Genomic DNA, 24,050 nt, shown 5'->3' with positions numbered 1-24,050 from the left:
TTAATGAGGGTTTTGAAATAATTCTTATATTCGGTAACAGAAACGTATATACAGAGTTATATACGAGTTGCCAGCAATACGAAAACCCAACTAACACTCAAAATATGCCACTAATACACAAATTTAGAAATGAGTTAATTGATATTGAAGAAAATCAAAATTTCTGTGGAGAAAAAATTAAACAAAAGAGCAATATTTTAATAATTGGGACATTTAATCCAGATAATCAAAGTTGCGTAGGACAAAATAATGCAAGTTGGTTTTATGGTAGAAATCAGAGTAAATTTTGGCGTTATTTTCCGAATGCTTTAACCGGAAATTCTTTGCATCCTAATGACGGAATTGAAAACGTTCCTGAAGTTTGGAAAAGTTATTGTTTAAAAAACGGAATTGTAATCATTGACCTTATAAAAACTATAAATAAAGCGGAGATTTTAGAAAATTTTAGTGACCGAGAAGTTGAACACAGAATTAGTGAAGATTTATCAAACACAGATTATTTTGATGTAAAGAAAGCATTTAAAAACATAAATTTTGAGAGAGTTGTTTACTCATTACGATGGACTGATAACCAAATTCAAAAAATGAGAAGAATTAAAAATTTAGTAAATCAAGAATTAATTGAAATTGGAAGTATCCAAAACTTGAATCAAATAAAATATTGTAATACACCTTCCCGAAATGACGCTCAAAACTCTTGGAATGAAGGAGTAAACGGATAGAAAGTACTGCTGGCAACAACGTATATAATCCATTGCTAGTACTAGCCTACTTACGAAAATCCTCGCGGATTTTCAATTCGGTTTTTATTTGCTAAATTAGTTGCTTACACACGCAACGTATCATATACAAGACCGTTGGGCTTAATATTGAAAAACCAAATATGACGACAGAAATAATACTACTCATAATACTGATAATCTTACTTGCAGTAAATCTGATTGTAACTTTAGTCAAAAAGATAAAACTTGATTTTGACATTGAAGGGAATTTTAATGAAACCAAAAATTCATTAGTCAAATTTGATTCAACTTTGGAAAGAACCGACAAGTCAATGAAAGATGAATTTCAGAGAAATAGAGAAGAAACAAGCTCATTATCAAAAAACCAAAGAGAAGAATTATCAAAATCTTTAGACAGTTTTAAAGAAGGTTTTGACACAAATACAAAAAGATTAAATGATTTACTAAAAGATAGATTTGACAGTTTTAGCAAACAACAAACTGAAATAAATAAAGAATCAGAAAAAAGAATAAAAGAAGTAAAAGAAACTGTTGAAAATCAGCTTAAGGAAATCAGAGAGGATAATACAAAACAACTGAATGAGGTTAGAAAAACAGTTGATGAAAAATTACAAAAAACACTAAATGAACGTTTAACTCAATCCTTTGAAACAGTTGGAAAACAATTGAAATCAGTTCAAGAAGGTTTGGGAGAAATGAAGAATTTAGCTACTGATGTTGGTGGCTTAAAAAAAGTTCTCAGTAACGTCAAAATGCGTGGTGGAATTGGAGAAGTTCAACTTGCAATGCTATTGGAACAAATACTTGCACCTGAGCAGTACGAAGCTAATGTTAAAACAAAAAAAGGTAGTTCAGCTACAGTTGAATTTGCTATTAAACTACCAGGAAAAAATGATGATAACTCTGTAGTTTGGCTTCCAGTTGATGCTAAGTTCCCAAAAGATGTTTACGAAAAACTTCAAGTAGCTTATGATGATGGCGATTTAGATAAAATTCAATTCGCTCAAAAAGAACTAGACAACACCATTAAAAAAATGGCTAAAGATATAAGCGAGAAATATATTGACCCACCAAATACGACTGATTTTGGAATAATGTTTTTACCGTTCGAAGGCATTTATGCTGAAGTTGTAAGAAAAGCATCTTTACTTGAAACTTTACAAAAAGATTATAAGATAATTGTAACAGGTCCAACAACATTAGCTGCCATTTTGAATAGTTTACAAATGGGCTTCAAAACCTTAGCTATTCAAAAGAGAAGTGGCGAAGTTTGGCAAGTTTTAGGAGCCGTTAAAAAGGAATTTGAAAACTTTGGAGGAATGATGCAAAAAGCTCAAAAAAATATCCAAACAGGATTGAATCAACTAGATGATGTAATGGGTAAAAGAACAAGAGCTATTCAAAGAAAATTAAAAAACGTTGAAACACTAGACGAGGGACAAGCGAAAGCAATATTACCTGAAATAACAGATAATTTATTAGACTTAGAAGAAGATAATGGATAGTATTCAGAAGCTAAAAGAAAATTTGAACGAACAACAGTTGAAAGCTGTAACAGAAACCGAAGGTTTTGTCAGAGTAATCGCAGGTGCAGGTTCGGGAAAAACAAAAGCTCTGACTCAAAGATATGCCTACATTGTTGAAGCGTTAGGAATTAATTCTTCTAATATCCTCTGTGTGACCTTTACCAACAAGGCTGCACAAGAAATGCGAAAAAGAGTAAAACGTTTAGTTGGAGAAAATTCAGATTTAAGTTACATAACCACTTATCACGGATTTTGTGTTCGAGTATTAAGAGAGGACATAAACAAAATCAAATACCCAAAAAACTTTATAATTATGGACGTTGAAGACCAAAAAACTGTTCTTCGACAAGTTTATAATGAATTGGGTCTAACATCAAAAGTATTCACTTTTAAACAAGTTTTAAGATATATAAGTAAACAAAAAACTTCACAGGAATATCTACAATACATCCTTGAATCAAAGAAAAAAGAAACTGATAATGAAATAGAAAAAGTCTTTATTAGGTATTTAGAAAAGCAACAAAGAAATTTCGCTTTAGACTTTGATGATTTACTCAATTTTGCTCTTTACATATTTGTTAATAATCCTGATGTTCTTGAAAAGTGGCAAAAGAGACTACACTACATACAAGTTGACGAAACTCAAGATAGTTCGCAAAAACAATTTATGCTAATTGAGATGCTTTCTCAGTTCCATAAAAATCTTTTCGTTGTTGGCGACCCAGACCAAACCATTTATGAATGGAGAGGAGCAAAACCTGAAATTTTGGTTGATTTTGACAAACAATTTATTGATTCAAAAACGATAATTATGAATCAAAATTATCGTTCAACACCGAATATTTTAAGTCTCGGCAATCACATAATTAAAAACAACAAAATTCGAGTAGACAAGGATATGTTTACTCAAAATCCCGAAGGTGTTGAGGTTGTTCATTTTCACGGAGAGAATGATTACGAAGAAGGGTTATGGGTTGCAAATGAAATCAAAAGACTTGTAAATGATGAAAATTGTAAATATTCAGATTTTGCAATTCTATATAGAGCAAATCATATTTCACGTAGTATTGAACAATCGTTAATCAGAGAAAATATTCCTTATTCAGTTTTTGGAGGTATTCGATTCTTTGAGCGTAAAGAAATTAAAGATGTCTTAGCATATTTACGATTGATTGAATTTGAAGATGATTTTTCCTTCTTGAGAGTTGTAAATACACCAAGCAGAGGTTTAGGAAAAAAATTCATTGAAAATGTCGCAAAAATTGCTGAAAAAGAAAGCATTTCCCTTTATTCAGCTTTACAACAAAACATAACGCAAAAAGATTTAAGTCGTAAAGGAGCGGTTGAATTTATTGAACTTATAGAAAAGTATAAAAAATCAAAAGCAGATTTAATTATTTCGGATTTAGTAAAAGAAATAATGGACGAAAGCGGTTTATCTGCTTATTACAGGACTGATGGAGACACAGATAGATTAGATAATATCAAAGAACTTCAGAACTCTATAATTTTATTAGAAACCCAAGATGAAGAACCAATAAACCTTACTGAATATTTGCAAGAAATTGCTCTATACACAGATATGGATATTGAAGATGATAGAAATGACCGAATTAAATTAATGACTATTCACACTTCCAAAGGTTTAGAGTTTCCTTACGTTTTTCTTTGTGGCTTCACAGAAGGTGTATTACCAAGTGCAATGTCAATTAAAGAAAGAAGAGCAAAAGCAATTGAAGAAGAAAGACGTTTAACTTATGTTGCAATTACAAGAGCAGAAAAAGCATTTTATATGACTGAATCAGAAGGATTCAATTTCAGTACAGGTTTAAATAAGTATCCTTCTCGTTTTTTATTTGAAATAAGCGACAATTATTTTGTGCGAAAAGGAGAATTAAGTCAAGAAATCATAAATGAAGCTAAAGAACAACTTAAACTTGATGCAAGTCGACAATTAATTCAAAAGAAATTTGACGTTGGAGATTTGGTAAATCACTTGATTTGGAAACAAGGTAAAGTAATTGAGGTAAATGAAGAAAAAGGAGAATATCAAATCGAGTTTATCGAAACAGGAAAAACTAAACCAATAAATTTTGAATTTAGAGGTTTAACAAAAATCGAAAAACCAACTGAACTCAAAGAAGAAGAAAAGATTGAAAAATCTAAATCAGATGATTCGAATTCATTTGCAGAAAACGAAATTCAAATTAAAGAAAGCAATAAAACAGAAATAGTTATAAATAAAAGCGAAAAGAAACCAGAAAAAAATAAGGAGATTAAATTAGATAAGAAAATCCAAGCAAAAATCAAACGATTTGCGAAAAAGGAATACCCTGATGATAAGGAAATGAGAGATTATGTATACAAAAATCAAGTTGAAGCATTTTTGTATATGACAGCCGTAACAGATAATGAATTAGAGGAATTTGCAATAAAACAATACAAAAATGATTATTGTATGCAACAACATATCTATGATAAAAATGTAGTTGCTAAAAAATATATGGCTTCTGTTAAAGATTCAGAAATTGAGATTTTAGCAAAAAAGGATTATCCTCTCGATTACGAAATGCAACAATATGTTTATGACAAACAACTTGATGCAAAACAAAAAATGTCAAAATTTGAAGATAGTCATATTAGAAAAAAAGCTATTGCAGAATATCCTAATGACTATGAAATGCAAGTTTATTCTTATGAAAAATTCATATCTGAAAGAAAAGAAAAAAAAGATACTAGTAAAGAGCTAATTGATTTTGAACAAAAGAAAAAAGAAGCCCGAAAAAGAATAGCTGATTTAAAAGAAGAAAAGGCAGAACTTGAGAAAATAAAAGTCGAAAATTCTAAATCGGAACTTTTATCTGAACCAAAAAAATCGGACAAAGAAATAGCTAAAGAACAAGAAACTGAGGAAAAAATACTAAGCCCAACAATGTATAAAAGCAATAGCGGGGAAAGTGAATCAATAAAAGAACGTACTAATAATAAAAAGCAGTCTTGGTGGAAAAAGTTGTGGTCTTAAATCCGCTACTGCTCTTATACTAGACCGTTGCAAGTAATAGCGGAACTCACTCAGACGCAAAGAATTCGGAATTGAAAAACAACTGATTTTTGACAAACTTTACGCTGAATTTCTCACTCGAAATCTGAATTGAGCTTGTTGCGGAATTGCCACTCAAACGGAATTTATAAGCATTGCGGAAAACAGAACTCAATGCGGAAATTTACTCTTGCGGAATTAAGCAAGTTTGCGGAATCGAAAATCTGAACGGAAAAAATAAAGCGGAATTTTTTGCTGATTTGTTTTTCGAATTTTTTTTTGAGTTTTAAGTAAGTAGAAAAGAAAAAAAACTACTACTTGCAACACCGTGTAAAAAACATTGCTTATTTTAGTTAAACTGTTTGGTCGTTGCTCTTTTGTTACATCTGATTTTCCTGCGGAAAATCCTCGCACACAAAACCGCAACGTTCCTTACACAAACACGTTGTGCGTCATTTAAGAAAAACCCGTGAAATACATTAAACTGATTTTAATTTTACTTTTTTTTAATTCGTGTTCAACGAATAAATCAGTAGTTGGATTATATGGAAAATGCGGAAAAAGTTACTTTGCTTGCACTCAAATTGAACTGAAATCGGACAAAACATTTGAGTATTTTATTTTTATGGATGTCGGTGGCAGAACTGTAGTCAAAGGAAATTGGGAACAAATATCTACTGACAGTATAAAACTGAACACATTTGAACAACCAAAAAATCCAAGTACGACTTATAGCGGAAAAATAAATCCTGACCGAATTGATAATATCAAAATTACAATCCGAGATTTGGAATTACCTCTTGCAGCTGCGTTCATTGTAGTAAATGACCAAAACGCTGGAAAAGCAGCAGACGTAAATGGAATTGCGGAATTGGAAACTCAAGAAATAAAAACAATTACATATCATTATTTAGGACAGAAAGAAACAATAGAAATCGACAATCCGAATTACAATGAAATAGAAATTATTGTTAGAGATTTGAACTTAAACGCTGTTCCGAGATTTTTGACTGATAAAATAATGGTTTTAAATAACGGAAAATTATTTTTTAACGATGGATATTCATTAAAGAAAACCCACTTGAAAAACAAACAATGGAAATAAAAAACGAACGCACAACACCGTGTAAAAAAAATTGCTGGTAAAAGCCTACTTACGAAAATCCTCGGGGATTTTCTTGGTTCGTGTTTTATTTACTAACTTTAGTGCTTAAACCACGCAACTTTTCTTACACAACAACGTTAGCTGCAACCTAAAAAAACGAACAACTTATCAGATGAACAAACTATTCCACATATTCAGAGTTGACGAAGAAGAAGCAAAAAAGATTTCTGGACAACCTGACGAACCACATAATCACGATTTCGAGGAATTGTTGATAGGAATACACGGAGAACTGGAACATTTCATAGATTTTGATGCCACCAAAACCCAAGCCCCATTTGTCAGTTTTGTTACCAAAGGAAAAGTACACCGTTTGATACCACGAATATATAAGGGTAAATGCGATATTTGGGTAATCCGTTTCAGAAGTGAATTCATTCCAGAAACCACGTTTCAACTGTATTCATTTTATCACGGCCAAGCCAACATAAAATTAGAAAAAGGACCTTGTTTTCAAAGATTGGTTGACTTATGTAAGATGATGTCTGCTGAAACAAAACAGGAAACCCCCAATTATGCTATCATAAGACAACTATTGAGTGTCCTATTTACAATGATAGAAGCCGAAAGAAAAAAAACAGAACCACAAAATGAAACTACACAAAAGACACAGCACATTTCTTTTGGAAATTTTCTAGCCATTCTTGAAGAAAATTATAGAAGACCTTTGGGTGTAGAATTTTATGCAGAAAAACTATTTATGTCCTCAAGAAACCTAAATTTCATCTGTCAAAATATTTTGGAGCAAAGCGTTTCGGAAATCATCGAAACACGTAAACTTATTGAAGCCAAAAACTTATTAATTTCTACCGAAAAAACCATTTCTGAAATCGCCTACGAATTGGGCTATAATGAAAATTCTTATTTCTCTAATGTCTTTAAAAAGAAGTCAGGGCAATCGCCAAGTGAGTTCAGAGACGATATGAAAATTTTGCTCACTTCCTAAATTTACATCCCAACTACCGAAAAGTGTAACATCCAAACATTGATTTGTTCTCATCTTTGCATTGTTATTTTTTTTATAAACAATTAAAACATAATAAATATGAAAACAACAAAATGGTCAATAGACCCAGCACACAGTGAAATCACTTTTAAGGTAAAACACTTAATGATTTCTAACGTAAAAGGAGAATTTAAAACTTTTCAGGCAAACATTGATGGCGAGGATTTTACAAAATCAACAATTTCGGCAAACATTGATGCAAGTTCTATATCAACCAACAATAACGATAGAGACACGCACTTAAAAAGCCCTGATTTTTTTGAAGTAGAAAAATATCCAGAAATCACATTTGTTAGTACTTCTCTTAAAAAGGTAGATGAAAACGAGTATGAATTGGTTGGTAACTTGACAATGAAAGGTATTACCAAAGAAATTAAATTGAATACCGAGTTTGGAGGTTTTATGAAAGACCCATACGGAAATGAAAAGGCAGGATTTTCTATAAACGGGAAACTAAACAGAAAAGACTTTGGTCTAAATTGGAATGCTGCTTTGGAAGCAGGCGGAGTAATGGTCGGAAATGAAATAAAAATTAATGCAGAAGTTCAATTTGTAAAACAATAAAAAAATGAAACAGTTAATTAAAAAAAGTTTTAGTTCTAACACAACACAGAATAACATATCCTTTGCATTATTGATACTTCGAGTTGTAATTGGAGGAATGATGTTGACACACGGATTAGCTAAACTAACAATGCTTTTTGGCAATGGCCCAATTCAATTTTTAGACCCTTTAGGAATTGGATTAACAGCATCTTTGGTTCTTGCAGTTTTTGCCGAAGTAATCTGTTCAATCTTTTTGATTTTTGGAGTAGCAACACGGTTTTCAGCCATATCTTTAAGTATAACAATGTTTATTGCTGCATTTATTGTTCACGCAAATGATGATTTTGCAGTTAAAGAAATGGCATTACTTTATCTTTTAATTTATATAGTGCTTGCAATTGTTGGAGCAGGAAAATATTCAATCGATAATTTGTTGAGTAAAAAAATAGCTTAAACAACTTTGTGTTACATAAAATGAATAGAAAACAATTTTTAAAATCAATAGCTTTATTGCCTTTAATACCTTACAGTATGAATTTAAAAGATTTAAACAAAATGACTTCAACAATGAGTAACACAGGCAAAATGCCTGTGTTATTTCTTGGTCACGGAAGTCCTATGAACGCAATAGAAGAAAACGAATTTGTTTCGGCATTCAGAAAATTAGGTCAAGAAATTATAAGACCAAATGCGATTCTTTGTATTTCGGCACATTGGGAAACTAAAGGCACATTTGTAACAGCAATGCAAAATCCACCGACAATTCACGATTTTGGTGGTTTTCCTCAAGCATTGTTTGATGTTCAGTATCCTGCACAAGGAAGCCCAGAATTGGCGAAAGAAACCAAAAAAATCATTACCAAAACAGAAGTTGGATTGGACGATAAATGGGGGCTTGACCACGGAGCCTGGAGTGTTATCAAACACTTATACCCAAATGCGGATATTCCAGTAATACAAATGAGCATAGACTATTCACAACCAGCAAAATATCATTATGAACTGGCAAAGGAAATAAGTAGCCTTCGCCAAAAAGGCGTACTAATTATTGGAAGTGGAAATATGGTTCATAATTTACGTTTAGTTGAGTGGAAAAAGTTAAACCAAAATTATGCTTTCGATTGGGCAACAGAAGCAAGCGAAATAATGAAAAGTCACATTTTAAGTGGAGACCATCAAAAACTTATCGACTTTAAATCGCAAGGAAAAGCATTTGATTTAGCCATCCCAACACCTGAGCATTATTTGCCTTTACTTTATACCTTGGCATTGAAAGAAGAAAATGAAAAGGTAACATTGTTTAACGACAAATCTGTTGGAGGTTCATTGTCAATGACTTCTTTAAAAATAGAACCTAATTGATGTGCATAGAAAAGGCAGCAGCTAACAACGTATATAAAAAATAGCGGTTCAATAATCGCTTAATCAAAAGAAAATGAATAAATTAAAGGTCACCTATAATCCGAAAAGTTAGTGCATAAAATCCGCTACTTTTCATATACAAAAACGTTGCCCACAATATGAAAAAAACTTTGAGAACTACATTTACACTTGGATTTTTATTAATTGGAATTACTGTTTTTGGACAAGAATTCGGATTTGATATTCATAATATTTCGCTGAATGAATATGTCCAAATGGAAGAAAATTTAAAAAGCGAAAGAATTCCAACGACTTCAAATCACGTTTCATTTAGTGGAGATGCTCAACCGATTAAATTCAAAAGAACTGAAAAGAAAATAGCGGACTTGATAACTTACTATTACTTTAAAGAAAGAGACTCAACAATGAGTTCTGTGCTTTACGAATGGGATGTTTCTAATTTTGAAAAGAAAGATAATAATCAAAAACCTAAAAAATATCAAAAAGCATTTATTTCAAAATATAAAGAACTTAAAGAAAAAATTTCGTCTGAATTTGGAGAACCAAAAACAAAGAGAAATTATTCTAATATTAGTCGATTAGATTCCATAAATACATTTGTAGAAAGTTCAACTTGGAAACCGAATGATAGTACAGAAATTGAAATGTATGCAACCGTTTCAAACTACTATGAGAAAAAAGGTGCAATGACTATAAATCCAGTTCATAGAATAAGACTTTATATCAAAAACCAATCAAAAGAAAAGGAAAAAGAAATTCCAAAATTAGACGAGAAAAAACTTTCTGAATTAGAGAATATTAAGAATGATTTTTTCAAAGTTTTAAAATCAAAAGATTTAATAAAATCGAAAGAATATTTATCCGACATAATCAAAGAAAAGGTTACTGACGAACAATTAAATCTATTAATCGACAACATAGATTTTGACAGAAAAACTGAATTAATTTACAGCGGAATCCAAATGGGATTTAATGGAAGTATGTTTACATTACTTCAGTACAAATATTCAGATGACAGTTCAAGTCCGCCAAATGAAATGATTAAATTAATTTTTGACGACAAAGATAAAGTTGTAGGAATTCAGCCGATTAAATTACAAGGAAAAGAATAAAATACTGTGGGCAACACCGTATATAATTTATTGCTAGTTCTAGCCTACTTACGAAAATCCTCGCGGATTTTCTATTCGGTTTTTATTTGCTAAATTACGTGCTTAACCACGCAACAAACCATATACAATCACGTTGTACACCATTTGAGGAAACGATGAAATTTAAAGATTTATTTAAAAATCCAGTTAAAAAGGAGATTAGTGAATTAACTAATAGTATTCTAAATGAACAATGGCAGAAAGAAATTTCCAAAACTAAAATTGAAAGTGCTGGAATTCAAGATGGTCGAGAAATCATTTTTGAATTTTTAGATTTTAATGAAAATGGATGTGCATATGAACACTTAACTTACGTAGTTTCTGAATTGGATATAAAACTCACTTCTGACCAAATAGCTCAAATGAATAAACTAGCGAATAAATTAAATGTAAAAAACGAAAAACAATGAGTTGGGACATTGTACTCTTTAATTCAAAACAGAAAATAAATACAATTGCGGAATTGGATGAAAATCTACTTGAACCGACTGATTTTAGCGGAATTTTGGAAAACTCATTTGACCGAATAAAAAAAGACGAAAATCATAGAGAAATAATCGGAACGAATTTTACAATTGACTTTTATATACATAATGAACTTGTGAGCAACACAATGTTGAGTTTATATGGAGAAAATGGTCTTTATGAACTAATTGAATTGTCGAAAAAGTATAATTGGCAGATTTACGACTCTGGAATTGGAGAAATGATAGACTTGGAAAATCCTGAAAAGAATGGATTTGAAAATCACAGAAAATATGTTGAACAGATATTAAAAAATAAATAAAAACGGTGTACAACACCGTGTATAATTCATTGCTAGTTATAGCTTACTTACGAAAGTCCTCACGGACTTTCTATCTGTGATTTATTTGCTAACTTTAGTGCTTAAACACGCAACGAAATCATACACAAACACGTTGCCCACAATTATGACAAAAATCCGTAGTACCAATAAACTGAATCGTTTACTAACCGAAAAGTATAGTTCACTCAATCTGAATTTTTAAATTGAATAAACAGAATTAGCTTCGTGCAAACGAATGAACCGATGAAAAATTTATTTTTATTAATAGTACTTTTTTTACCCTTTTCGACATTTAGTCAAGATACATATTTAGCTAACTTACCTATTAGTGGAGGAGTTTCAGAAATAGGCATATCACCTTCAGAAAAGATTTGGATTGCTACCAAAGCTGGTAACACATATTACACGGATAAAATAGGTGATTTATGGCATTTTGGGCCTTTAGGAACAAAAGACCCATTATCAATTTCAAGTAGAGGAATTTTTGAAAGAGTGAGTTTCTTTTCAGAAAATATTTTGATGATTTCTGGCTTTATTCACGGAGAAAACTCAAATCAAGATTTTGTTCTTCGTTCAACGGATAAAGGAATAACTTGGAATAAAGTAAAATTTGGTAAAAGTAGTTGGATTGATGCTTTTTACATAAATGAGAATGGAAAAGCTTGGATGAGTGGAAATTCTCAACTTATTTACTATACCGATAATAAAGGTGAAACTTGGAAAAGCTTTGATAAAGCAGGAAATGAAAACGCATTAAGATTTGCGACAATTCATTTTGATAAAGATGAAAAAACTGGCTTATTTGGTTCTTTTTGGAATGTCCTTTACAAGACAACTGATAATTGTGAAACTTGGGAGAGATTACCGACACCATTAGACCAAAAAAAATATAAAAGGCTTTCCAAAGAACATAGACCTGACATAAGAAAAATAAGACTTTTTGGCGATTATTATATTATCAATCAACAAGGGAACATCTTCTATACAAAAAGCGATAATATTAACTGGATAGAATTACCAAATATATCTGACTTTGAAACAACATCAGATGAATCTATTTATTTAATTGACAAGGATTTAAAAATTGACTTAAGGGATTCAGAATTCGTTTCTATATGGAAATCCGATAAAAAATTGAGTAGCACACCTTCAGCTATCAACACAAAAAACAAAAGTCTTTTCGTTTTTACTTACGGAGAAATTTATAAAATCAACAAGAACGATTTTATAGTTTCAAAGCTTATGACAAACGAAGTACCAATTAGAGAACCTTACTTAAAAGTAAATTATGGAGGAGAAGAAATTGGATTTGATGGAACTTCTGTTTTAAGATTTGATAAAAATAGAACGGAATGGTATCGATATATGGAATTACCTGTTAACGTTTCAAACGCTGTTATTTTCGATAACCAAATTGTAATTGCGGACAATTATTTAGACAAAAGGTTTGTTATAAATATTGATGAACAAAAAATTTCTGAATACGAACTTCCAAAATTACTTTTTAATCTATCGGTAAATAATATAGACAAGTTTTCTATAGAAATAGGAAGTCAAGGTTGTTTTCATAGCGACAGGCAATTTAGAGAATATAGATTAAAACACAATTCATTTAAACTCTACAAAAAAGGCAAAGGATTTTTATCCAAAATGGATAAAGAAATAAATCCTCAATTATTAAATGAAATAGTTAACGAAATTGATAATTCTCGTTTTAAAAAACTAACTGTAAACGATTTAGAAATTTCAGAAAAAGATTTAGACAACTTCAAAGATTTTATTGATAAAGAAGAACAGAAAATAAAGAAAAAAGGTTACGACCGTTTAGACTACAACAATTACTACACGTTCCCAGGTGAAAACACAGATTTCAGTTTTTACAAAAATGTTGCTGACCGATTTAAGTCAATTCCAAATTCTGTAGTTAACGAAGTATTCAATAAAGGATATGGAAATTGGAGTACTACGACTGTTTGGAGAAAAATTACAATTGCTTTTAAAAACGGTGAAGTCCTGACAATTGAAAATTCAGACGATAAACCAAATTATTTATATACGCCATGGATTATAAATTTTAATGGATTAATTATTAAAAGCAACTCTTTAAAATTAGGTGAGTTGATTAACGAACTAACTAACGGAGATTTATATTCTGATGTTTCTAAAGAAAAGAATTATGCTATCTATAAGGTTGCTGATTTTCTTTATAAACAGTCTCTGAATAAAAAATAACTGTGGGCAACAATGTGTATAATTCATTGCTAGTTATAGCCTACTTACGAAAGTCCTCGCGGACTTTCTATCTGTGATTTATTTGCTAACTTTAGTGCTCAAACACGCAACGAAATCATACACGAGACCGTTAGCTACAATGCCGAAAATGAGAATCGCAATTATCATATCACTATTAATTTTCCAATGTCAGATAGCAATTGGACAAGAAGACGCTATCTATATTTCGGACAATAAACTTTATGGAGAATTAAAAGATGGACTTCCTGAAAACGACACAATTATTGAATTAAAAAAAGACGGAATAATTACTGGAAAAGGAGCTCTTGCAGTTAGCAAATATGGAGTTAGTGACTTAAAAGTTGGATATTGGAAAGAATACTCTGAAAACGGAACTTTGAAAATGGAAGGGAATTATAAGTTAGGTTCTTATATCAGTTGTTGTACTGGAGGTGCTTGTCGACAATTCCATTATTATCGGACTGGACTCTGGAAAATCTATGATGATAATGGAAAACTGAAATACGAACTGACTTTTGAACCGACCGAATTAGATATTGACACTACTTGTGAAGGCGGAGATAAATTACTGTTTGGAATAATTAAGGAAATACCTCTAAAATATTGGGGAGACTTGACAAGCGACAAAGTGTTTGAATTACAAAGAATCCGAACCGAAGATGATTATGCGATTGGAATTTGGACACCGCTAAACGGACGAATATTTATTGAATCAAAAAGAAAAAAAGCACAGTAGCTAACAATGTATAACCGCAATTACGGCGGATTCGACTACGTCCGAATCCACTCGGAATTGCTAAAGTCAGTACCAAACCGAAAATTAACGCATATTAACCCGTAACTGACGGTTATACGAGACCGTTGTGTGCAAGTTAAAAATACTCTGAACTAAATGATAATAACAGAAACCTCAAAAAAACGGAATATAATACTGACCATTTTCCTTTCAATTATTTTCTTAACTGATTTAATTGCAACCAAAAGTTTCTTACTTGATAATAATCTGAAAGAATTAAATAAAACGGAATTAATATTCGGAATATTCGGAATTGTAGACCTGATTTTAATCGTGTTTTTGTTTTACTGGAAAAAATGGGCTTTTTGGGCATTAATTGGAACAAGTATAATCACATTAATAATTAATTTGAGTATAGGAATTGGAGCTATTTCTTTTGTTGGCTTACTTGGAATAATAATAATTTACCTGCTGTTGCAACTGAAAAAAGACGGAATTAAAGGTTGGGACAACTTGGAATAAAACCTGCACACAACAACGTGTATAATTAATTGCTTTGGTCGTTGCATATTTGGAAAATTCCTTCGGAATTTTCTCGCGTTCGTTTTTGTTTACTAAATTAGTTGCTCAAACACGCAACTAACCATACACAAAACCGTTGTGTGCAATTATGACCAGCGCATCGTCCTGAAAAAAAACCAAAGATTAAACTATTGAATTATGATATACTATTGGTTACATCTAATATACATTTACATAGGTTCAAAATTTTTTTGGAAAAAAATCGATTTGGATTCTGACCTCACTCGTATTAGAAGAGTTAGTATTTTGGATTGTGATTCCTTAAGATATATGGCAAATTCTAAATATTTTTATTATATGGATTTTATTAGGTTTGAGATTTTATTCAGGTCTAAACTTTACGAAAACACATTTAAAAAAGGAATATTTCCAGTTCTTGGTTCACAAAAGATTATTTATAAAAAACCTCTTAAGAGATGGACAAAATTTAGCATAACTCTTATTTTAGATGGATGGGACGAAAAGTGGGGCTATCATCGCCAAGTTTTTAAGCAGAATAATGAAATTTGTGCAATAGGATATACGAAATTTGCCTTATGGAAAAATAGAAAAGCACTTTACTTGCCAAAAATATTAGCTGATAGTGGAATCAAAAAAACAGAAATGAATCCATCTTCAGAAATGCTAAATATGTTCAAAAATGATTATGAAATGATTAAAAATCAAAATTAAAATAGTTGAATAAAACTGCACACAACACCGGCTATAGTTCATTGCTTCAGACTTTCCTCTCGGAAAGTCCTCGCAAATTTGCTATCTTCGGTTTACGGCGGAAAATCCTCGCGGATTTTCACGCAACGAAACCATAGCCAAACACGTTGTAGTGCATTTGAGAAAAATGAAACTTTTTAACTACATATTGATAATTTTTATTTTCATTTCTTGCTCAAAAAACAGAAATCAAATCAATCTACCTCAATCTGAATTTACTAATTATTCCATAGAGGAAAACACAGCTGAATATCTGATTTATGTAGACCAAGTCTCGGAAACTGAATTTAGAATAATTGATGACGATACTTTAATCACAAAATTGGATTCAACTTTGCATAGCAGAATTGATTCACTTCGTTTTCAAAGACGTTATCACGATTATCCAAAGGTTATTTTATCACTTGACCAAAATCTATCATATCAAATTTTTCAAGATTTGACAAAAGAGTTTAGAAAAGCATTTAAACAATCATTCATCCTTAACCTTAAAGGAAAAAATGATTTAAGAATTACATTGCCACCTTATATTCAAAACGATTCGGAATATATTGTAGAACGTTTACGAGGAAAAGGAGCACCAAATTATTATCCAGAATTGGAACCTTACTTTTTGGAAAAGAAGGTGCTAAATCTAAAGGTAAATGCAAACGATTTTTTTATTACCGATTCGGATTCGAAAAAAATATCCGATTTAAAAAAATACGCGGAATTAAATAAAAAATTTGTAATTCTTTTCGAATTTTCAACTGACTCAAACTATCAAGATTACGTGAATATGATTTCTTATCTCAAATCAACTTTTGCGGAAATAATTGAAACGGAAAAGGCGGAAAACAAATTGACTGATGAAGAAATTCAAGAAAAGTATAGATTTATAATAGAAGAAAAAAACGCACTACAACACCGTGTATAGCTCATTGCGGCTGAATTCCTAATCGGAATTCATTGCAATTTGCTATCTTTCGGTCACGGCGGAAAATCATAGCTGATTTTCCGCAACGAGCCATACACAATCACGTTAGCCACAATACGAAAATGAGTAGAGTACATAAATTTATAAGTCAATTAAACGATTATGAATTAGCATATTTTACAAAATTCAAACTTCTGACTTTTATGAAAGAAACTCAATCAGAAATAAAAGAATATTTGGCTGAACGGAATATGTCTGAATCAAAAATTGAAAAACTGACTTCCGAAGACCGTAGAAATAAATTTAAAGACGATAGAATAAGATGTTCAAGATGTCAATCTACTAAAATTCGAGTGGAAAAGGTTGAATGGACAAACACAACAGATGAATATGATATTTCTGTACTTGAGGCTCTTTCTGGAAAAGCAACTTATAAAGATAAAATTATATGCAATGTTTGTGGTCTCTGGTTAACAGACCCAAATAATGAGAAAGGAAAATCTATATGGAATTCTGCGTGGAATTACATATCTGATGTTATAAGCCGAATTTAGAAAAGTACAGTGGCTAACAAAGTACTGTGGTAAAAAACAAGCAATTTTAACCTAATTTAATCAATTGTAAACTTAAGCCGTGTAAAATTAATTGCTTTGGTCGTTGCTTATTTGGAAAATTCCTTCGGAATTTTCTCGCGTTCGTTATTGTTTATTAAATTAGTTGCTTAAACATCTAACAAGCCATATACAAACGCGCTAGCCTTAATTATGAAATTCTTAAGAAAACTGAGATATAAGTCCTTAAAAAATTCCAAATTATCAAACTATCTCGGATATGCTATTGGTGAAATTTTATTGGTTGTTATTGGGATTTTTATTGCAATTCAAGTCAACGAAATTTATGAACAGAAAAAACAAGATACTGAGGGAGATAAGATATTAAGATCTCTATTAACAGAATTCAAATTAAACCAAAGCCAACTTGAAGGCTTAATATCAGATTACATATGGGTTTATGATTCTGCAGACTACTTGATTGGAAATTATGGAGAACAACTTAACGAAATACCACGAAGAACACTTGATTCATTGATGGGCGGCATTCTATATGTGCCTGAATACTATCCATCTGAGAGTGTTTATAATTTAGCAATCAGTACAGGTAAATATGATTTAATTAAAAACGATTCCTTAAAAATTGCTATTTCAAACACCATTGGGTTACTACCGCTTTATAAAATGACTTCTAGAAGGGTTGAAGATGTTACATTTAACAGACTTCATAAAATAATTGATGATGAAGGTTATTTGATGAAAGATATCTTGGGCGGTAGATTGACCAGTTTTGGAAAATATCGTGAGCAAACTCCCAAACATGACTACAGCTCTATTTTCGAAAACATTGAATTTGAAAACACTTTGGAATTAAGAAGAATTTGTACTGCTGATATTTTAGCAGTTTCAAGAATGATTAAGGAAAGTCAGGATAATGCTATTTTTAAAATAGAAAAAGAATTGAACAAATAACTAAGGCTAATAATGGCTATTAGTATTGGTGCTGTTCTCTCCTATTTCTAAAAATTATAGCGGAATTTTTAACTTGGTGTGTTTTCGCGATTTTTTTCAGACTTTTAATTCAGATAATTTCGAAAAATTCAACTTGTAGAAACACTGTAAACCAAATACCCAGAATTGTTAATGAGCAAGAAAGAAATAGCACTTAAATATTTAGACTATTTACAGCAAGGTGACATCCATAATGTGGTTGAATTATTTAGTGCAGATGGCATTGTGGATTCTCCTATTTACGGCATTAATAGGGCAGATGAATTCTACCAACAGTTAAATAACGACACAAAGCGTTCCGAACTTAACCTTAAGGGTATATTTGAGCAACAAGATTCACATAACCTAGCGCTTTACTTCACCTACAAATGGACTTTAAAAAATAATGACAAAGTAGAATTTGATGTTGTTGATATCATTGAGTTTGATTCTGAAAATAAAATCAAAACATTAAAGATCATATACGACACCGTTGCTTCGAGAGAAAAAGTTGAGACTTTATAAGGGTAATGTCAGCTAATTTACAAAGTAAATTTCATTACAATTCACTATCTTTAATATTACCACGATTAAATTTTAATTGGATTTTTTTACAATTCTGATATATACATAAAGCCCTTGCGCCTACTTCTTTTGTATAATAATGTAAAAAACGACTACAATGAAAAGACAATCAATTAATCCGGCAAATGACTGGGGAGCAGGTTTTGAAATGAACCAAGCTGAGCTAATTTCTGATTTTAATGAGATTCTTAAATTTTCTGGTCAGACCGCTCTCGTTACTGATAGTAACTCCGAAATGGGCTTAGGTGTAAAACATCCTGGAGACCAGAGAAAGCAAATGGAGTTTATTCTTAATACCATTGACAGTTTACTGAAGCAAGCAGGTATGACTAGAAAGAACATTATCCATATAACATTTTTTACTACGGAAATGGAAGGCTTTTTAGGGAGTTACGATATCTATTCAGAATGGATAAAAGAGGTGCAAATTCGTCCTACACAATCGGCAATTGGTGTTAATGAATTAGTAATGCCAGATATGAAATTAGAAATTGAAATCACTGCTGCACGTTAGAGAAAAAAAACATGAAGCGCATTTTAGATGGATATGGATGTATGGATTATACATGTAGTCTATCTAAATGAAAGCCAAATTGTGATGGCTCTCATAAACAGTTAGCAACAAAAAAAACCACAGCTAAAGAAAATGATTTACCTTTATAACAATTTAAAAACCATGCTACAATGAAAAAGATATTGCTATTGTTTATTATCGCTCCATTATTATCATTCAACACCATTGATTTAGAAGAAAATATTATCGGAAAGTGGAAAGGTGAAGATGAAAAAAACCAAATTGGTTTAATAAATTTTGATAAAAAGGCTATGCTTCTTTTGAAATAGACGGTAAAGTAATGGGAGGAAAAGAATTTGATGCCAATGGAGAAAAGGGAAGCATGACATATTCGGTAGATTACGATGCTAACCCAATTACAATTGATGTAACCATGACTTTAATAGATTCTAAAGCTAAAAGTCATATGTTTTTTATTGCAAAATTTAAAGATGATGACACCTTGATTTTGGCCAGTAACTTCAATCCTGAGCGCCCAACCGAGTTTAATGCTGATAATTCAATCACTCTCCATCGTGTGAAATAAATACGCTCCAGAATACTTCTCACCAAATGAAAACAACAGCGTTACTAGCCAACAATCTACACCAAGTATATTTTGGTGGTAATTGGACGGCCTCAAACCTTAAAGACCAGTTAGAAGATATTACTTTAGAGATGGCAACCAAACCAATTAAAGGTTTGAATACCATTCTTGCTTTAAGTTTTCATATTCACTATTACCTAAAAGGTACAATGGCTGTTTTAAAGGGCGGAGATTTAACGATTAGAGATAAATATAGCTTTGATCATCCCAATCTTAAAACTGAAGATGAGTGGCAAACTTTTAAAAATACGATGTGGGAAGAGGCCAAGGAATTCATTTCACTTATAGAAAAACTAGATGATCATACACTCGAAACCTTTTTAGCTGAAGAAAAATATGGCACTTACTTTAGAAATTTAGTAGGCATTATTGAACATACCCATTATCACTTAGGACAAATTGCTATTGTTAAGAAATTGGTTTCTAAAATCAACTGATTATTTTATTTTAAATCACATACCAAAAAATCATAAAGAAGTGGCAAATAGCTCCAGCCAAGACAAATAGATGCCAAATGACATGGTTGTAAGGTATTTTTTCAAAAATATAGAATACAATACCAACGGTGTAAAACAGACCGCCCGCCATTAACCAAAATACACCTTCAGGCCCAAGCGCTTCGGCTGTGTTTGTATAATCAAAAACGATGAGCCAGCCCATCACCAAGTATAAAAGTGTGGAGAAAATTTCAAAACGACCTGTAAAAAAGAGCTTTAAGACCACACCAAAAGCCGCAATGCCCCAAACGGTCCAAAACAATGGCCAGCCCAAACTACCCCTCAGCAAAATCAACAAAACAGGAGTATATGTGCCTGCGATTAATAAATAAATGCTAATATGGTCAACAATCCTAAAATAATGCTTGCGCCTCTCCCCTTCTACAGCATGATAAAAAGTAGATGCCAAAAACAAAACAATAATGGAAATACCATAAAAGATAACACTAAAAAGACTCCATGGCTTTGTAGTATCATCTGCGTAAACGATAAGTAGTATCAATGCTACTATTCCTAACACTGCACCTATACCGTGCGACCAAGAATTTAATTGTTCTTCGAGTTTAGATTGGGTACGCACTTACTGTTGAGCTTTATTGAGTTTCTTTTCTGATTGAGACCACTTATTTACACAGGCATAAAAGTCGATATCAAATGCTGGTTTTTGCCGTTCTAATTGCATATTCTGAAATGCACGCTGTAAAATATCCTCTATTAAATAATCTTCTTCTTCGTTAATAGGACTAAATTCTTTTTTAAGCGAAATATTAAATAGGCTTGCTGTGTTGTTAAACCAAAAGGCACGCCAACCACTTCGTAATTCCTTAATAAGTTCAAAGGTAGTTTTACCGGTTTGCCGATGTATCAACTTTACCAAAATTTGCCCTTCTGTTTTAGTCAATTTCTTAAGTTCTGCAGAGAATTCGTCTTCAATATATTTCTGAATCACCTTTGCATATTTCTTTTTATCGCGTTTACGCTCTAACTGATCGAGGCGTTTTTGTAAAGTTTCCAAGCGGTCTGCAGCCAATTTGGCGTAAGGATATACCTTTAGGGTTTTTCGTCTTAGTATGATATATCGTATACGTGCATCCCTATCTTTAAAGCTTAAGTTCGGGAGCATTAAAACTTCATCCAATTCTACCTCAGTCACAGGTATGGAATCTCCTTCAATAATCATGTAATGGACTATTGTAGAATCTTGCTTTACAGGATCTTCCTGAGCGAAAACCAAAGCAGAGAACAACAACATTATGTAGGTAATATGTTTCATGTTTAATATCACTTCCAAAACCGTTCCAAAGAACAATTCGTCTTATTTTCAAAATTAAGAATTAATACTACCACTAACCTTAAATTCGTATTAATATTATTATTTTAGGGAAAAATTTTACAAGAATGGCTAAACAACAATTACTGAACAAAAAGTCTATGGACTTTTTAGAAAAATATTTAAATAACGCATCACCGACTGGCTACGAGTGGGAGGGACAAAAAATATGGATGGAATACCTTAAACCTTACGTCGATGAGTTCATTACCGACACTTATGGTAGTGCTGTTGCTGTGATAAATCCAAAAGCTAAATATAAAGTCGTTATTGAAGGCCATGCAGATGAAATTTCTTGGTACGTAAATTATATTTCAGACAAAGGCTTACTCTACGTTGTACGTAATGGAGGAAGCGACCACCAGATTGCTCCGAGTAAAATTGTAAATATCCATACCAAAAACGGCATTGTAAAAGGTGTATTTGGTTGGCCTGCCATCCATACCAGAAATAAATCAAAGGAAGAGCCACCAAAGCCTGACAATATTTGTATCGATATAGGTGCCAAAGACAAAAATGAAGTTGAAAAAATGGGAGTGCATGTAGGTTGTGTTATTACCTATCCTGATGGATTTCATATTCTGAATAAAGACAAATTTGTCTGTCGTGCATTAGATAATAGAATGGGTGGTTTTATGATTGCAGAAGTAGCGCGTTTACTTCATGAAAACAAAAAGAAACTCCCTTTTGGACTTTATATTACGAATTCAGTTCAAGAAGAAATTGGGTTGAGAGGTGCACAGATGATTACTGAAACCATAAAACCAGACGTAGCCATTGTAACTGATGTGACTCACGATACTACAACTCCAATGATAGAACCAAAGAAGCAAGGCTTGGCAGAAATTGGTAAAGGACCTGTAATCGCTTATGCTCCTGCTGTGCAGCAAAAACTGAGAGATTTAATTACCGATACCGCTGAAGCCAAGAAGATTCCTTTTCAACGTGCTGCACTATCTAGAGCCACAGGAACAGATACAGATGCTTTTGCTTACAGTAATGGAGGTGTTGCTTCTGCCTTAATTTCGCTTCCTTTACGTTATATGCATACAACTGTAGAAATGGTTCATAAAGATGATGTGGAAAACGTTATTAAGTTGATATACGAAACACTATTAAAGATAAAAGACGGAGAGACGTTTAGTTATTTTAAATAAAACATAAGCCTCATTTTTTGAGGCTTTTTAAATATCTTATAAATTATATATATAACTCGGTAATGGCTTTAAAAAATCAAAAACATCTATTTGATATCCCAGAAGATATCACTTATTTAAATATTGCGAGTCAATCACCTGCTTTTAAAACTATTTACGACGCTGGACTAGAAGGACTGAAACAAAAAAGTCAACCACATACAATTAGAATCTCAGACTATTTTGAACCTGTTATAGCGTTAAAAAAATTGTTTGCTGAGCTTATAAATGCAGATGATTACAATCGTATTGCGACTATACCGTCTGTATCTTATGGCATGGCTACAGTGGCCAACAATATTGTCTTAAATGAAGATGATGAAATTCTGGTGATAGACGAACAGTTTCCAAGTAATATTTATTCCTGGAGGAAACTTGCAAAAAAATACAATGCTAAATTGGTGGTTATAAAAGCTCCTGAAACTGTAAAGCAATGGAATGAAGATATTCTTTCCGCCATTAATGAAAAAACTGCTTTAGTGGCCATGGGAAATATTCATTGGTCTAACGGTAGCCTATTTAACTTAAAAGCCGTTAGTGTAAAGGCAAAGACTAATAATTCATTGTTAATAATCGATGGTAGCCAAAGTGTTGGAGCTCTACCTTTTTCTGTAAAAGACATACAACCAGATGCTTTAATTTGTGCTGGCTACAAATGGTTATTTGGCCCTTATGGTTGCGCTTATGGTTATTTTGGACCTTACTTTGATAACGGAAACCCAATTGAAGAAAACTGGTCCAACCGATTACATAGCGAAGATTTTACCGGATTGACTAATTATCAGGATGAATATAAACCAAAAGCCAATAGATATTGTGTTGGTGAAAGTGGTAACTTTATTTACGTAAAAATGCAAATTGAGGCACTTAAACAAGTTATTGAGTGGACTCCAAAGGCAATTCAAGAGTATTGCAAGGAAATTTCCAAAGATGCTTTAAAAGAACTAAAAGCCTTAGGCTGTAAAATTGAAGACGACAACTACAGATCTCATCACCTCTTTGGTATTGAATTACCTGAAAATATTGATTTGCATGCCTTAAAAAAGGACCTCTTTAGCAAAAATATATTTGTATCGTTTAGAGGGAATTATATTAGAATTTCTTGTCATTTATATAACACTGCTGAAGATTTTAAACCCTTAATTAAGTGTTTAGCATCTCACCTATAAGTTTAA

Annotated in this window: 27 protein-coding genes; 25 read left to right on the top strand and 2 right to left on the bottom strand. The window is 31.9% G+C overall.

The window, feature by feature from the left end; genetic code table 11:
- The first annotated feature begins 104 nt into the window (after positions 1–104).
- The 23 genes from SIB89_RS15845 to SIB89_RS15735 all read left to right on the top strand — a co-directional run bounded on the left by SIB89_RS15845 (position 105) and on the right by SIB89_RS15735 (position 20,289).
- The gene (locus SIB89_RS15845; RefSeq protein WP_412560541.1) at positions 105–722 is read left to right on the top strand and encodes a hypothetical protein; all 618 of its coding nucleotides are present in this window, start codon (positions 105–107) and stop codon (positions 720–722) included.
- A gap of 161 nt (positions 723–883) precedes the next feature.
- Positions 884–2,248 (top strand): DNA recombination protein RmuC, encoded by a 1,365-nt coding sequence (locus tag SIB89_RS15840; RefSeq protein ID WP_246906455.1) that lies wholly within the window; start codon positions 884–886, stop codon positions 2,246–2,248.
- Positions 2,241–5,291, top strand: a complete 3,051-nt coding sequence (locus tag SIB89_RS15835; protein ID WP_412560540.1) for an ATP-dependent helicase — start codon at positions 2,241–2,243, stop codon at positions 5,289–5,291. Before SIB89_RS15840 ends, SIB89_RS15835 begins: the two co-directional genes overlap by 8 nt.
- 487 nt (positions 5,292–5,778) lie before the next feature.
- Positions 5,779–6,414, top strand: a complete 636-nt coding sequence (locus tag SIB89_RS15830) for a hypothetical protein (protein WP_412560539.1) — start codon at positions 5,779–5,781, stop codon at positions 6,412–6,414.
- Between the two features lie 172 nt (positions 6,415–6,586).
- Entirely contained in the window at positions 6,587–7,420 is an 834-nt protein-coding gene (locus SIB89_RS15825; RefSeq protein WP_412560538.1) for a helix-turn-helix transcriptional regulator, read from the top strand.
- A 99-nt stretch (positions 7,421–7,519) separates the two neighbouring features.
- Positions 7,520–8,044: a YceI family protein gene (locus SIB89_RS15820; protein WP_412560537.1), complete on the top strand. Its 525-nt coding sequence runs from the start codon at positions 7,520–7,522 to the stop codon at positions 8,042–8,044.
- Positions 8,045–8,048: 4 nt separating this feature from the next.
- Complete coding sequence (locus SIB89_RS15815; RefSeq protein WP_412560536.1) at positions 8,049–8,480, top strand: DoxX family protein; 432 nt, start codon at positions 8,049–8,051, stop codon at positions 8,478–8,480.
- Positions 8,481–8,500: 20 nt separating this feature from the next.
- Positions 8,501–9,388 carry a 4,5-DOPA dioxygenase extradiol gene (ygiD, locus tag SIB89_RS15810; protein ID WP_412560535.1) on the top strand — a complete coding sequence of 296 codons (888 nt, stop codon included), beginning with the start codon at positions 8,501–8,503 and terminating at the stop codon, positions 9,386–9,388.
- 158 nt (positions 9,389–9,546) lie between these two features.
- Complete coding sequence (locus SIB89_RS15805) at positions 9,547–10,521, top strand: hypothetical protein (protein WP_412560534.1); 975 nt, start codon at positions 9,547–9,549, stop codon at positions 10,519–10,521.
- Positions 10,522–10,676: 155 nt separating this feature from the next.
- Positions 10,677–10,970 (top strand): hypothetical protein, encoded by a 294-nt coding sequence (locus SIB89_RS15800; protein WP_412560533.1) that lies wholly within the window; start codon positions 10,677–10,679, stop codon positions 10,968–10,970.
- A complete protein-coding gene (locus SIB89_RS15795; protein ID WP_412560532.1) occupies positions 10,967–11,347 on the top strand; it encodes a hypothetical protein in 381 nt (126 codons plus the stop codon). Before SIB89_RS15800 ends, SIB89_RS15795 begins: the two co-directional genes overlap by 4 nt.
- A gap of 264 nt (positions 11,348–11,611) precedes the next feature.
- Complete coding sequence (locus SIB89_RS15790) at positions 11,612–13,600, top strand: WD40/YVTN/BNR-like repeat-containing protein (RefSeq protein WP_412560531.1); 1,989 nt, start codon at positions 11,612–11,614, stop codon at positions 13,598–13,600.
- Positions 13,601–13,748: 148 nt separating this feature from the next.
- Positions 13,749–14,357 carry a toxin-antitoxin system YwqK family antitoxin gene (locus SIB89_RS15785; protein WP_412560530.1) on the top strand — a complete coding sequence of 203 codons (609 nt, stop codon included), beginning with the start codon at positions 13,749–13,751 and terminating at the stop codon, positions 14,355–14,357.
- Between the two features lie 156 nt (positions 14,358–14,513).
- Entirely contained in the window at positions 14,514–14,879 is a 366-nt protein-coding gene (locus SIB89_RS15780; RefSeq protein WP_412560529.1) for a hypothetical protein, read from the top strand.
- A gap of 198 nt (positions 14,880–15,077) precedes the next feature.
- A complete protein-coding gene (locus SIB89_RS15775; protein WP_412560528.1) occupies positions 15,078–15,611 on the top strand; it encodes an acyl-CoA thioesterase in 534 nt (177 codons plus the stop codon).
- Positions 15,612–15,777: 166 nt separating this feature from the next.
- Positions 15,778–16,566 carry a hypothetical protein gene (locus tag SIB89_RS15770; protein ID WP_412560527.1) on the top strand — a complete coding sequence of 263 codons (789 nt, stop codon included), beginning with the start codon at positions 15,778–15,780 and terminating at the stop codon, positions 16,564–16,566.
- A 122-nt stretch (positions 16,567–16,688) separates the two neighbouring features.
- On the top strand, positions 16,689–17,120 hold the full coding sequence (locus SIB89_RS15765; protein WP_412560526.1) for a hypothetical protein: 432 nt from the start codon (positions 16,689–16,691) through the stop codon (positions 17,118–17,120).
- A 210-nt stretch (positions 17,121–17,330) separates the two neighbouring features.
- Complete coding sequence (locus SIB89_RS15760) at positions 17,331–18,089, top strand: hypothetical protein (protein ID WP_412560525.1); 759 nt, start codon at positions 17,331–17,333, stop codon at positions 18,087–18,089.
- A gap of 171 nt (positions 18,090–18,260) precedes the next feature.
- Positions 18,261–18,632 carry a nuclear transport factor 2 family protein gene (locus SIB89_RS15755; protein WP_412560524.1) on the top strand — a complete coding sequence of 124 codons (372 nt, stop codon included), beginning with the start codon at positions 18,261–18,263 and terminating at the stop codon, positions 18,630–18,632.
- A 157-nt stretch (positions 18,633–18,789) separates the two neighbouring features.
- Positions 18,790–19,206, top strand: a complete 417-nt coding sequence (locus SIB89_RS15750) for a RidA family protein (protein WP_412560523.1) — start codon at positions 18,790–18,792, stop codon at positions 19,204–19,206.
- Positions 19,207–19,376: 170 nt separating this feature from the next.
- Positions 19,377–19,535, top strand: a complete 159-nt coding sequence (locus SIB89_RS15745) for a hypothetical protein (RefSeq protein WP_412560522.1) — start codon at positions 19,377–19,379, stop codon at positions 19,533–19,535.
- An 11-nt stretch (positions 19,536–19,546) separates the two neighbouring features.
- On the top strand, positions 19,547–19,792 hold the full coding sequence (locus SIB89_RS15740) for a hypothetical protein (RefSeq protein ID WP_412560521.1): 246 nt from the start codon (positions 19,547–19,549) through the stop codon (positions 19,790–19,792).
- A 26-nt stretch (positions 19,793–19,818) separates the two neighbouring features.
- A complete protein-coding gene (locus SIB89_RS15735; RefSeq protein WP_412560520.1) occupies positions 19,819–20,289 on the top strand; it encodes a DUF1572 domain-containing protein in 471 nt (156 codons plus the stop codon).
- Between the two features lie 10 nt (positions 20,290–20,299).
- Here SIB89_RS15735 and trhA read toward each other — a convergent pair whose 3' ends face one another.
- Both trhA and SIB89_RS15725 read right to left on the bottom strand, forming a co-directional pair.
- A complete protein-coding gene (gene trhA, locus SIB89_RS15730; RefSeq protein WP_412560519.1) occupies positions 20,300–20,929 on the bottom strand; it encodes a PAQR family membrane homeostasis protein TrhA in 630 nt (209 codons plus the stop codon).
- Complete coding sequence (locus SIB89_RS15725) at positions 20,930–21,622, bottom strand: DUF4294 domain-containing protein (protein WP_155087854.1); 693 nt, start codon at positions 21,620–21,622, stop codon at positions 20,930–20,932.
- Positions 21,623–21,747: 125 nt separating this feature from the next.
- On the opposite strand from SIB89_RS15725, the gene SIB89_RS15720 reads away from it, so the two are divergent.
- Both SIB89_RS15720 and SIB89_RS15715 read left to right on the top strand, forming a co-directional pair.
- Positions 21,748–22,836 carry a M42 family metallopeptidase gene (locus SIB89_RS15720; RefSeq protein WP_412560518.1) on the top strand — a complete coding sequence of 363 codons (1,089 nt, stop codon included), beginning with the start codon at positions 21,748–21,750 and terminating at the stop codon, positions 22,834–22,836.
- Positions 22,837–22,898: 62 nt separating this feature from the next.
- On the top strand, positions 22,899–24,044 hold the full coding sequence (locus SIB89_RS15715; protein WP_412560517.1) for an aminotransferase class V-fold PLP-dependent enzyme: 1,146 nt from the start codon (positions 22,899–22,901) through the stop codon (positions 24,042–24,044).
- The last annotated feature ends 6 nt before the right edge of the window (positions 24,045–24,050 follow it).

Origin of the sequence: Winogradskyella sp. MIT101101 (genome assembly GCF_047126865.1) — a bacterium.
Classification (GTDB): domain Bacteria; phylum Bacteroidota; class Bacteroidia; order Flavobacteriales; family Flavobacteriaceae; genus Winogradskyella; species Winogradskyella ouciana.
Note: the sequence above shows the minus strand (reverse complement) of the source record. Positions and strands in the feature narration are given on the sequence as shown.

Coding starts and splice junctions, on each gene's coding strand:
- SIB89_RS15845 (WP_412560541.1), top strand. CDS start 105: ATGCCACTAATACACAAATTTAGAAATGAGTTAATTGATATTGAAGAA.
- SIB89_RS15840 (WP_246906455.1), top strand. CDS start 884: ATGACGACAGAAATAATACTACTCATAATACTGATAATCTTACTTGCA.
- SIB89_RS15835 (WP_412560540.1), top strand. CDS start 2,241: ATGGATAGTATTCAGAAGCTAAAAGAAAATTTGAACGAACAACAGTTG.
- SIB89_RS15825 (WP_412560538.1), top strand. CDS start 6,587: ATGAACAAACTATTCCACATATTCAGAGTTGACGAAGAAGAAGCAAAA.
- SIB89_RS15820 (WP_412560537.1), top strand. CDS start 7,520: ATGAAAACAACAAAATGGTCAATAGACCCAGCACACAGTGAAATCACT.
- SIB89_RS15815 (WP_412560536.1), top strand. CDS start 8,049: ATGAAACAGTTAATTAAAAAAAGTTTTAGTTCTAACACAACACAGAAT.
- ygiD (WP_412560535.1), top strand. CDS start 8,501: ATGAATAGAAAACAATTTTTAAAATCAATAGCTTTATTGCCTTTAATA.
- SIB89_RS15805 (WP_412560534.1), top strand. CDS start 9,547: ATGAAAAAAACTTTGAGAACTACATTTACACTTGGATTTTTATTAATT.
- SIB89_RS15800 (WP_412560533.1), top strand. CDS start 10,677: ATGAAATTTAAAGATTTATTTAAAAATCCAGTTAAAAAGGAGATTAGT.
- SIB89_RS15795 (WP_412560532.1), top strand. CDS start 10,967: ATGAGTTGGGACATTGTACTCTTTAATTCAAAACAGAAAATAAATACA.
- SIB89_RS15790 (WP_412560531.1), top strand. CDS start 11,612: ATGAAAAATTTATTTTTATTAATAGTACTTTTTTTACCCTTTTCGACA.
- SIB89_RS15785 (WP_412560530.1), top strand. CDS start 13,749: ATGAGAATCGCAATTATCATATCACTATTAATTTTCCAATGTCAGATA.
- SIB89_RS15780 (WP_412560529.1), top strand. CDS start 14,514: ATGATAATAACAGAAACCTCAAAAAAACGGAATATAATACTGACCATT.
- SIB89_RS15775 (WP_412560528.1), top strand. CDS start 15,078: ATGATATACTATTGGTTACATCTAATATACATTTACATAGGTTCAAAA.
- SIB89_RS15770 (WP_412560527.1), top strand. CDS start 15,778: ATGAAACTTTTTAACTACATATTGATAATTTTTATTTTCATTTCTTGC.
- SIB89_RS15765 (WP_412560526.1), top strand. CDS start 16,689: ATGAGTAGAGTACATAAATTTATAAGTCAATTAAACGATTATGAATTA.
- SIB89_RS15760 (WP_412560525.1), top strand. CDS start 17,331: ATGAAATTCTTAAGAAAACTGAGATATAAGTCCTTAAAAAATTCCAAA.
- SIB89_RS15755 (WP_412560524.1), top strand. CDS start 18,261: ATGAGCAAGAAAGAAATAGCACTTAAATATTTAGACTATTTACAGCAA.
- SIB89_RS15750 (WP_412560523.1), top strand. CDS start 18,790: ATGAAAAGACAATCAATTAATCCGGCAAATGACTGGGGAGCAGGTTTT.
- SIB89_RS15745 (WP_412560522.1), top strand. CDS start 19,377: ATGAAAAAGATATTGCTATTGTTTATTATCGCTCCATTATTATCATTC.
- SIB89_RS15740 (WP_412560521.1), top strand. CDS start 19,547: ATGGGAGGAAAAGAATTTGATGCCAATGGAGAAAAGGGAAGCATGACA.
- SIB89_RS15735 (WP_412560520.1), top strand. CDS start 19,819: ATGAAAACAACAGCGTTACTAGCCAACAATCTACACCAAGTATATTTT.
- SIB89_RS15725 (WP_155087854.1), bottom strand. CDS start 21,622: ATGAAACATATTACCTACATAATGTTGTTGTTCTCTGCTTTGGTTTTC.
- SIB89_RS15720 (WP_412560518.1), top strand. CDS start 21,748: ATGGCTAAACAACAATTACTGAACAAAAAGTCTATGGACTTTTTAGAA.
- SIB89_RS15715 (WP_412560517.1), top strand. CDS start 22,899: ATGGCTTTAAAAAATCAAAAACATCTATTTGATATCCCAGAAGATATC.